Origin of the sequence: Steroidobacter sp., from assembly GCF_016790065.1 — a bacterium.
In the GTDB taxonomy this organism is placed as follows: domain Bacteria; phylum Pseudomonadota; class Gammaproteobacteria; order Steroidobacterales; family Steroidobacteraceae; genus Steroidobacter.
Map to the genome: position 1 here is coordinate 1 of NZ_JAEUPY010000719.1, position 8,777 is coordinate 8,777.

Consider the following 8,777-nt stretch of genomic DNA (forward strand, 5'->3'; position numbering starts at 1 on the left):
GCGCTGCCGTTCACGGCGTTGATCGTGGTGTTTTTTGTCATCGTGGCCCAGATCCATGACCAGCATTTGTTCGAGCCGGTGGTCGGCTGGGCGTTGCACCAGTCGGGCGAGGTGCGGGCGGCGATTTTCTATCTGGCCAGCGGCCTGCTGTCCGCGGTCAGTGACAATGTGTTCGTGGCCACGATCTACATCACAGAAGTGAAAGCTGCCCTGTTGGAAGGCACCATCGATGCCGCCGAGTTCGGCCGGCTGGCGGTAGCCATCAACACCGGCACCAACATTCCCAGCATCGCCACCCCCAATGGCCAGGCGGCGCTGCTGTTTCTGTTGACTTCGGCGGTGGCGCCGCTGATCCGCCTGTCCTACGGCCGGATGGTGTGGATGGCCTTGCCTTACACGATTACCTTGACCCTGAGCGGTCTGTGGGCGGTCTTGTATTTGTTGTAGCGGCTCGCAAGCCGGTCAACGTTTAGCCGGGCCTGTCGGCAATCCTGCCAACGACGGCGTCGGCCTTTAGACCCATGTCTCTATTTTGGCGACGGTTCTATGGCATCCTTGCGCCCCTTGCGAACCCCTAAGAACTCGACAACACGGTCAGTTATGCCTCAATTTAGTCTGCGCGAATGCAAGCTCGGCGTGATCGGTCTGGGCTACGTCGGCCTGCCGCTGGCGGTGGAGTTCGGCAAGTCCTTTGCCACGGTCGGTTTCGACATCAAGGCGGCGCGGGTCGCCGAGCTCAAAAAGGGCAAGGACAGCACCCTGGAAGTGGAGCCGGCGGAATTGAAGTCCGCCAAGCGGCTGTCTTACACCACCAACGTGAAAGATCTGCGCAGCTGCCAGGTGTTCATCGTCACGGTGCCGACCCCGATCGATAGCTACAAGCGTCCCGACCTCACGCCCATCGAGCGCGCCAGTGAGCTGATCGGCCAGGTGTTGAAGAAGGGCGACATCGTGGTGTTCGAATCCACCGTGTACCCGGGCTGCACCGAAGAGGTGGCCGTGCCCATTTTGGAACGCCTGTCGGGCCTGACCTTCAACAAGGATTTCTTTGCGGGCTATAGCCCGGAGCGCATCAACCCGGGCGACAAGACGCACCGCCTGACCACCATCAAGAAAATCACTTCCGGCTCGACGCCCGAAGTGGCCGACTTCGTCGACTCGCTGTACGCCAGCATCATCAAGGCCGGCACTCACAAGGCGTCCAGCATTCGCGTGGCCGAGGCCGCCAAGGTCATCGAAAACACCCAGCGCGACGTCAACATCGCGTTGATCAACGAGCTGGCACTGATCTTCAATCGCCTCGGTATCGACACTGAAGAAGTGTTGGAAGCGGCCGGCACCAAGTGGAACTTCCTGCCGTTCCGTCCCGGCCTGGTCGGCGGTCACTGCATCGGCGTGGATCCTTACTACCTGACCCACAAGGCGCAGGAGATCGGTTATCACCCGGAAATGATCCTGGCCGGCCGTCGCATCAACGACAACATGGCGATTTACGTCGCCGAGCGCATCGCGCAGCTGATGATCAAGAAGCGCATCCATGTGAACGGTTCGCGCATCCTGGTGATGGGCCTGACGTTCAAGGAAAACTGCCCGGACCTGCGCAATTCCAAGGTCGCCGACGTGGTGACGGAGTTGAAGAAGTTCGGTGCCAAGGTGGATGTGTTCGATCCTTGGATCGATGCTGCCGAGTGCGAGCACGAGTACGGCATCAAGCCGATCCGCAAGCCGGCTCCCGGCAAGTACGACGCCATCGTGATGGCGGTCGCGCACAAGCAGTTCAAGGACATGGGGCTGGACGAGATCCGCTCCTTCGCCAAGAAGCCACACGTGCTGTACGACATCAAGTATGTGTTCGAGGCCGACGAGGTCGACGGCAGACTTTGATCCGGTGGTTATCGAGGCGGGGCGCATGCTTTGGCGTGCGCCGCGCGATTCGATGCAACCAGGCTGCGTAGCAAACCGTTGAGTAACCGGCCGACTTCGGCGATCTCATCAGCGGTGCTGGGTAGCGATGCGAGCCGGCTCGCAATCAGATACAGCGTTTCCAGCTCGGACAGCGAGCACCGCGATGCCTGTAGAAATTGGACGAAGCCAGCGCGGCTGGCACTCGCCGAGCCTGCAGCGATCTGACTGGCGACGGCGACCGCGGCGCGCCTGAGCTGACTTTGCAGGCCGAAGCGCTCGTCTCTGGGCAGCAGTCGGGTCGCGGCGTAGACTTTGCACGCCAGCGCGACGGCTCGCTGCCAGACGATGAGATCCTTGTGACTGACGATCTTGTCCATGGCGAGCATTGTTCGCGACTCGCGGCCGGCAGCGTCGGCTGCCAAACTGGACGTTCACCGAATTATTCGCGGCCCTTCATTCATCGACATCGGCTAGGCGCTTATGAAATTGCTTCTCACCGGAGCCGCGGGCTTCATCGGCTTCCACACTGCGCAGATTCTGCTGAATCGCGGCGATGAGGTGGTCGGTCTCGACAATCTCAACGACTACTACGACGTGTCGTTGAAAGAAGCTCGCCTGGCCCAGCTCAAAAAATTTCCCAATTTTCGGTTCGTGAAAATGGATGTGGCCGACCGCGAAGGCGTGGCCGCGCTGTTCAAACAAGAAAAGTTTCAACGCACCATCCACCTGGCCGCACAGGCCGGTGTGCGTTACTCGATCCAGAATCCGCTGGCCTACATCGACAGCAACGTGGTGGGTTTTGCCAACATTCTGGAAGGCTGCCGGCACAACGGCGTAGAACATCTGGTGTACGCCTCGACCAGCTCGGTGTACGGCGCCAACACGAAGATGCCGTTCTCGGTGCATCAGAACGTCGACCATCCGTTGTCGTTCTATGCGGCTACCAAGAAGGCCAACGAGTTGATGGCGCACACCTATGCGCACTTGTACAACCTGCCGGTGACCGGTCTGCGCTTCTTCACGGTGTACGGTCCCTGGGGCCGGCCCGACATGGCGTTGTTTCTTTTCACCAAGAACATCCTGGCCGACAAGCCCATCGACGTCTTCAACTACGGCAATCATCGCCGCGACTTCACGTTCGTCGACGACATCGCGCAGGGCGTGGTGCGGGCGATGGATCGGCCGGCGCAGCCGAATTCGGAGTGGAACGGCGATACGCCGGATCCAGGCACCAGCCAGGCGCCTTATCGGCTGTACAACATCGGTAACAACGCGCCGGTGGAGCTGATGAAGTACATCGAGTGCATCGAGACCAACCTGGGCAAGAAAGCCCAGAAGAACCTGCTGCCGCTGCAAGCCGGCGACGTGCCCGATACCTTTGCCGACGTGTCCGATCTGGTGCGTGAGGTGGGCTACAAGCCGGCCACGCCGGTGGAAGAGGGCGTGCGGCGCTTCATCGAGTGGTACGTGGGCTACTACGGCAAGTAAGCCGGCGTTGCCAACCACCGGATGACGGCGCAAAAGCTTCCCGCTGCGCCGTCAGTGCGGTAGCCTCCGGCACATTCCACGTGCCGATGAAGTCATAGCAGGAGGACTACCCCATGACGCGAGCGAACACGACGCCTGAATGGCAGGCGCTCGAGGCCCACGCTGCGAGCATGCGCGGCCGTCACCTGCGCGATCTGTTCGCCAACGATCCGCAGCGTGCGGTGAATTTTTCGCGGACCTCCGAACTCAATCTGCTGTTCGATTTTTCGCGGCAACGAGTCGATGCCGAGACGCTTCGCTTGTTGCTGGCGCTCGCCGAAGGTCGCGGCCTGCGCAGCCGCATCGACGCGATGTTCAACGGCGACAAAATCAATATCACCGAAAATCGCGCGGTGTTGCACACCGCCCTGCGTAATCGCACCGACCGTCCGATTCTGGTCGACGGCCAGGATGTAATGCCCGACGTGCGCGCCAGCCTGGAGAAGATGCGCAGCTTCGTCGAAGGCATACATGGCGGCCGTATTCATGGCCACACCGGCAAGACCTTCACCGACATCGTCAACATCGGCATCGGCGGTTCCGATCTCGGCATCGTGATGGCGACCGAAGCGCTGGCGAAGTATCGCAATCGCAATCTGCGCCTGCACTGCGTATCCAACATCGACGGCGTGCAGCTCGGCGACGTGCTCGAGAAAGTGGATGCGGCGCGCACGCTGTTCGTCGTGTGTTCGAAAACATTCTCCACGCTCGAAACGCTCACCAACGCCAAGCTGGCGCGGCAGTGGATCGTGGATCGCTTGGGCGAGGGCGCACCGGCACGACACTTCGCGGCAGTGTCGACTAACGCGAAGGCCATGGATGCTTTCTTAATTCCGCCACAAAACCGCTTTACGATGTGGGACTGGGTCGGCGGCCGTTATTCGGTGTGGTCGGCGGTGGGTCTGTCGGTGGCGCTGGCGCTGGGCATGGATCAGTTCGAACTGATGCTGGAAGGTGGTTCGGAAATGGACCAACACTTCCGTAGCACGCCGTTCGCAAACAATCTGCCGGTGCTGGCCGGACTGCTCGGGGTTTGGAACCGGAATTTTCTGGGACTGGATTCGCTGGCGGTGTTGCCGTACGACCAGCGCCTGCATCGCTTCCCGGCGTATTTGCAGCAGTTGGAAATGGAATCCAACGGCAAGAGCGTGACCGTGGCGGGCGAGTCGCTGACGTATGACAGCGGCGCGGTGTTGTGGGGCGAGCCGGGCTCGAATGCTCAGCATTCGTTCTTCCAGCTACTGCACCAGGGCACGCCGCGCGTGGCATTGGATTTCCTGGCGCCGGTGAATGCGTCCAGCCCGTTCCAGCAACAGCAGGACCTGGCGCTGGCCAATTGTTTCGCGCAGGCCCAGGCGTTCGCGTTCGGGCAGACCGAAGCGCAGGTGCGTGCGGACCTGGCGGCGAAAGGCACCAGCGAAAGTGAGATTGCGCGGCTGATCCCGCACAAGCTGCACCAGGGCAACCGGCCCAGCACGGTGATCCTGTTCCCGCGGCTCGGCCCGAAAACGCTGGGTCGGCTGATCGCGCTGTACGAACACAAAGTGTTCACTCAGAGCGTGATCTGGGGCATCAACGCCTTCGACCAGTGGGGCGTGGAGCTGGGCAAGAAGTTGGCGGATTCGCTGACGCCGGCGCTGGAAAAACCGGGCGAAGCCGCCGCCGGTGCCGAGCCGTCGCTGCGGAATTTGTTGGAGCATGTGGCGAAGTGGCGGGGTTGAGGGGCGGAAGCTCTCAGCCTTGGCAGCACATTTCCATTAGAATGCGCGCCGCATTCGCGGACCTGTTCATTTTCAGTTGAGGGATGTCTGCTTGGGCAAGAAGGCTCTGATCACCGGGATCACTGGCCAGGACGGCGCGTATCTGGCCGAATTCCTGCTCGGCAAAGGTTATGAGGTGCACGGCATAAAGCGCCGGGCATCCTCATTCAATACCGATCGCATCGATCATTTGTATCAGGATCCGCACGAGAGCAACGTCAAGTTGTTCCTGCACTATGGCGACCTGACCGATGCCACCAACCTGATCCGGATCATTCAGCAGATCCAACCGGACGAGATCTACAACCTGGCGGCGCAGAGTCATGTCGCGGTGTCGTTCGAGACGCCGGAGTACACGGCGAACTCGGATGCGGTCGGCACGCTGCGCATTCTGGAAGCCATTCGCATCCTCGGGCTGGAGAAGAAGACGCGCTTCTACCAGGCCTCGACCTCCGAGATGTACGGCAAGGTCCAGGAAGTGCCGCAGAAGGAAACGACGCCGTTCTATCCGCGCTCGCCGTACGGCGCAGCCAAGGTGTACGGCTACTGGATCACTGTGAATTATCGCGAGGCGTACGGCATCTACGCGTGCAACGGGATTCTTTTCAATCACGAATCGCCGATTCGCGGCGAGACCTTCGTGACCCGCAAGATCACGCGCGGCCTGGCTCGGATCAAAGAAGGTCTGCAGGAGAACGTGTATCTCGGCAACCTCGATTCGTTGCGCGATTGGGGCCATGCCCGCGACTACGTGAAGGCGCAGTGGCTGATGTTGCAGCAAGAGCAACCAGAGGACTTCGTCATTGCCACCGGCGAGCAGCATTCGGTGCGCGAATTCGTGCAAATCGCCGGCGCCGAGCTCGGCATGGAGATTCAGTGGCGGGGCGCGGGGGTGGAAGAGCAGGGCGTGGATGCGAAGACCGGGCGCGCGGTCGTGAAAGTCGACAGCCGCTATTTCCGTCCGACCGAAGTGGATACCTTGCTGGGCGATCCGACCAAAGCGCGGCAAAAGCTCGGCTGGCAGGCCGAGACGAGTTTTCAGCAGCTGGTGAAGGAAATGGTGGAAACCGACCTGGCGGTCGCTCGTCGCGACGCGTTGGTCGCGCGCGAGGGCTTCCCCACCTATCAACGCCATGAATAAAGACGCACGCATCTTTGTGGCCGGCCACCGAGGCTTGGTGGGTAGTGCCATCGTGCGTCGCTTACAGGCGGACGGTTACACAAATCTGTTACTGCGTTCGAGCGCAGAAGTCGATTTGCGCGATCAGCGGGCGGTAACACAGCTGTTCGAACAGGAGCGGCCGGAGTTTGTATTCCTGGCGGCCGCCAAGGTCGGCGGCATTCACGCCAATAACACTTACCCCGCCGATTTCATCCGCGACAACTTGCAGGTCCAGACCAACGTCATCGACTCGGCTTATCGACACGGGACCAGCAAGCTGCTGTTCCTGGGTTCCAGCTGTATCTATCCGAAGCTCGCGCCTCAGCCGATGCCGGAAAGTTGCCTGCTGACCGGTGCGCTGGAACCTACCAATGAGTGGTACGCAGTCGCGAAAATTGCCGGATTGAAAATGGGCCAGGCCTACCGGCGTCAGTACGGCTTCGACGTCATCTCGGCCATGCCCACCAACCTGTATGGTCCCGGCGACAACTTCGATTTGCAGAATTCACATGTGTTGCCGGCGCTGATTCGGAAGTTTCATGAAGCCAAGGCTCGCGGCGATACCGAGGTGATCGTCTGGGGCACGGGCACGCCGCGGCGGGAGTTCCTGCACTGTGACGATCTAGCGGACGCCTGCGTGTTCCTGATGCAGCACTATTCAGCGGAAGATCCGGTCAACATCGGTTGGGGCGCGGACGTGTCCATTCAGGAACTCGCCAACATCGTTCGGGACGTGGTCGGCTTTCAGGGACAGTTACGTTTCGACGCCAGTAAACCAGACGGAACGCCGCGCAAACTGCTGGACACGACCAAGCTGCAAGCCACTGGATGGCAGCCTCGGATCGAGTTGCGTGAGGGAATTGCCGCCACCTACCGCTGGTTCATCGAGCATCAGATCGACTATCGACATTGAGCCGGGCGGCGGGCGTGCTGCGACCACGAATTGATCGCATCCGCAGTGTGCAATGTGTAAACTCGCCGCCCTCGTCGCAGGGATTACATGTAAAAGCGGCCCTGATGCTCAATACCAGACTCGCCAACCGTGGATTGTGGTTGGCTGCCATCGCAGCTGCGTTCCTGTGTAGCGTCCTCGCGACCGTTCCCGTGTCTGCACAAACACCCAGTGCAGGCCAGCTCGAGATGTTCCAGAACATGACTCCGGAACAGCAGAAGACCATTCTCGAGGCGATGGGCGGCAGCGGCACCGGAACCACTACCTCGCCTCGCACCGGGGTGCGCTCGGATAGCAAACTCGACTTCCCGTCCACGGTCCGTTCCCGCTCCTTGAATGGCAAGGATGAAGACGGCGACGACGCGTCGTCCCTGGACGGAGTCAACGGCCGCAAGCGCCTCAAAGGCGGCGACACCGTGCTGCTGACGTTAGAGATTCGTCAGCTCAAGCGGCGTGCTCCGGAAATTGAGGAGAAGGAACGTCGGGAGCAGTCCGCGGCGCGGCAGCCCGGCATCCCTGGCGCCGTGCAGTTACCGCAGAACTCTGGCGCGAGTGGCCAGAACTCAACCCCGCAATCCCAAGAAACCCTGGAACGCAGCAGCGACGAACAGTTGCGTCTGGAAGATTTCCGCGAGCGAGTGCTGCGACGGAATCCATACAAGCTGGATAAATGGGGCATCTTGAACGTCGCCGAGCTGGGGCCCATTCCGCTGGCCGGCCTCACCGAGGAAGAAGCCACTCAGCGCTTGGCTGCCGAGCTGCGGCTGAACGACTTCATCGTTTCGTTGACTCGCTTGCCCTTGAAGCCGTTGGGTACTCAGGCGCTGAAGCCGTTCGGCTACGATTTGTTTGCTGGCGCGCCATCTACTTTCGCGCCGGTCACCGACGTGCCGGTATCCTCGGAGTATGTGGTCGGCCCTGGCGACCGACTGCAAGTGCAATTGATCGGCAATACCAAGGGCCGCTATGAACTGGTGGTGGGGCGTGACGGTCGCATCAGCTTTCCTGAGCTGGGGCCGATCGCGGTCGGCGGTCAGCGCTACGACGACGTGCGCAACACGCTCGAGAAGCAGGTCAGCGAGCAACTGATCAACACCCAGGTCAGTGTCAGCATGGGTGAGTTGCGTTCCATCCGTATCTTCGTACTCGGCGATGCCGAGACCCCCGGCTCGTATACCGTCAGTGGGCTGTCGACCATTACCAATGCCTTGTTCGTCAGCGGCGGTGTGAAACCGATCGGGTCGTTGCGAAACATTCAACTCAAGCGCGCCGGTCGTACGGTCACGACTTTGGATCTGTACGACCTGTTGCTGAAGGGCGATACCACCGCCGATGCGAGGCTGTTGCCCGGCGATGTGATTTTCATTCCGCCGGTGGGCGCCACCGTCGGCATTGCTGGCGAGGTACGCCGGCCCGCCATTTACGAACTCAAGCAGGAAACCTCTGCGGCGGACTTGCTGCAGCTGGCCGG

The 8,777-nt window shown here is 60.9% G+C and carries 7 protein-coding genes and 1 pseudogene; 7 read left to right on the forward strand and 1 reads right to left on the reverse strand.

The features are described 5' to 3' along the window. Together JNL55_RS29345 and tviB are read left to right on the forward strand one after the other, a co-directional pair. Positions 1-432, forward strand: a pseudogene (locus JNL55_RS29345) (sodium/proton antiporter); the annotation flags it as partial. 168 nt (positions 433-600) lie between these two features. Then, positions 601-1,884 carry a Vi polysaccharide biosynthesis UDP-N-acetylglucosamine C-6 dehydrogenase TviB gene (gene tviB, locus JNL55_RS29350; RefSeq protein ID WP_293863016.1) on the forward strand — a complete coding sequence of 428 codons (1,284 nt, stop codon included), beginning with the start codon at positions 601-603 and terminating at the stop codon, positions 1,882-1,884. 8 nt (positions 1,885-1,892) lie between these two features. On the opposite strand, the gene JNL55_RS29355 is transcribed toward tviB, so the two are convergent. Then, positions 1,893-2,291 (reverse strand): four helix bundle protein, encoded by a 399-nt coding sequence (locus JNL55_RS29355; RefSeq protein WP_293863018.1) that lies wholly within the window; start codon positions 2,289-2,291, stop codon positions 1,893-1,895. Between the two features lie 94 nt (positions 2,292-2,385). Between JNL55_RS29355 and JNL55_RS29360 the strand changes: the two genes are divergently transcribed. From JNL55_RS29360 to JNL55_RS29380, 5 genes are all read left to right on the forward strand, one after another. Further along, complete coding sequence (locus JNL55_RS29360; RefSeq protein WP_293863020.1) at positions 2,386-3,393, forward strand: NAD-dependent epimerase; 1,008 nt, start codon at positions 2,386-2,388, stop codon at positions 3,391-3,393. A 113-nt stretch (positions 3,394-3,506) separates the two neighbouring features. After that, a complete protein-coding gene (gene pgi, locus JNL55_RS29365; protein ID WP_293863022.1) occupies positions 3,507-5,153 on the forward strand; it encodes a glucose-6-phosphate isomerase in 1,647 nt (548 codons plus the stop codon). 91 nt (positions 5,154-5,244) lie between these two features. After that, on the forward strand, positions 5,245-6,333 hold the full coding sequence (gene gmd / locus JNL55_RS29370; protein ID WP_293863024.1) for a GDP-mannose 4,6-dehydratase: 1,089 nt from the start codon (positions 5,245-5,247) through the stop codon (positions 6,331-6,333). Next, a complete protein-coding gene (gene fcl, locus JNL55_RS29375; RefSeq protein WP_293863026.1) occupies positions 6,326-7,267 on the forward strand; it encodes a GDP-L-fucose synthase in 942 nt (313 codons plus the stop codon). The genes gmd and fcl overlap by 8 nt, the downstream gene beginning before the upstream one ends. Positions 7,268-7,371: 104 nt before the next feature. Next, positions 7,372-8,777 (forward strand): polysaccharide biosynthesis/export family protein (locus JNL55_RS29380; protein WP_293863028.1); only part of this gene is annotated, 1,406 nt, incomplete at its 3' end.

Bases quoted from the DNA above. Each gene is read 5' to 3' on its own strand.
- tviB (WP_293863016.1), top strand. From the start codon at position 601: ATGCCTCAATTTAGTCTGCGCGAATGCAAGCTCGGCGTGATCGGTCTG.
- JNL55_RS29355 (WP_293863018.1), bottom strand. From the start codon at position 2,291: ATGCTCGCCATGGACAAGATCGTCAGTCACAAGGATCTCATCGTCTGG.
- JNL55_RS29360 (WP_293863020.1), top strand. From the start codon at position 2,386: ATGAAATTGCTTCTCACCGGAGCCGCGGGCTTCATCGGCTTCCACACT.
- pgi (WP_293863022.1), top strand. From the start codon at position 3,507: ATGACGCGAGCGAACACGACGCCTGAATGGCAGGCGCTCGAGGCCCAC.
- fcl (WP_293863026.1), top strand. From the start codon at position 6,326: ATGAATAAAGACGCACGCATCTTTGTGGCCGGCCACCGAGGCTTGGTG.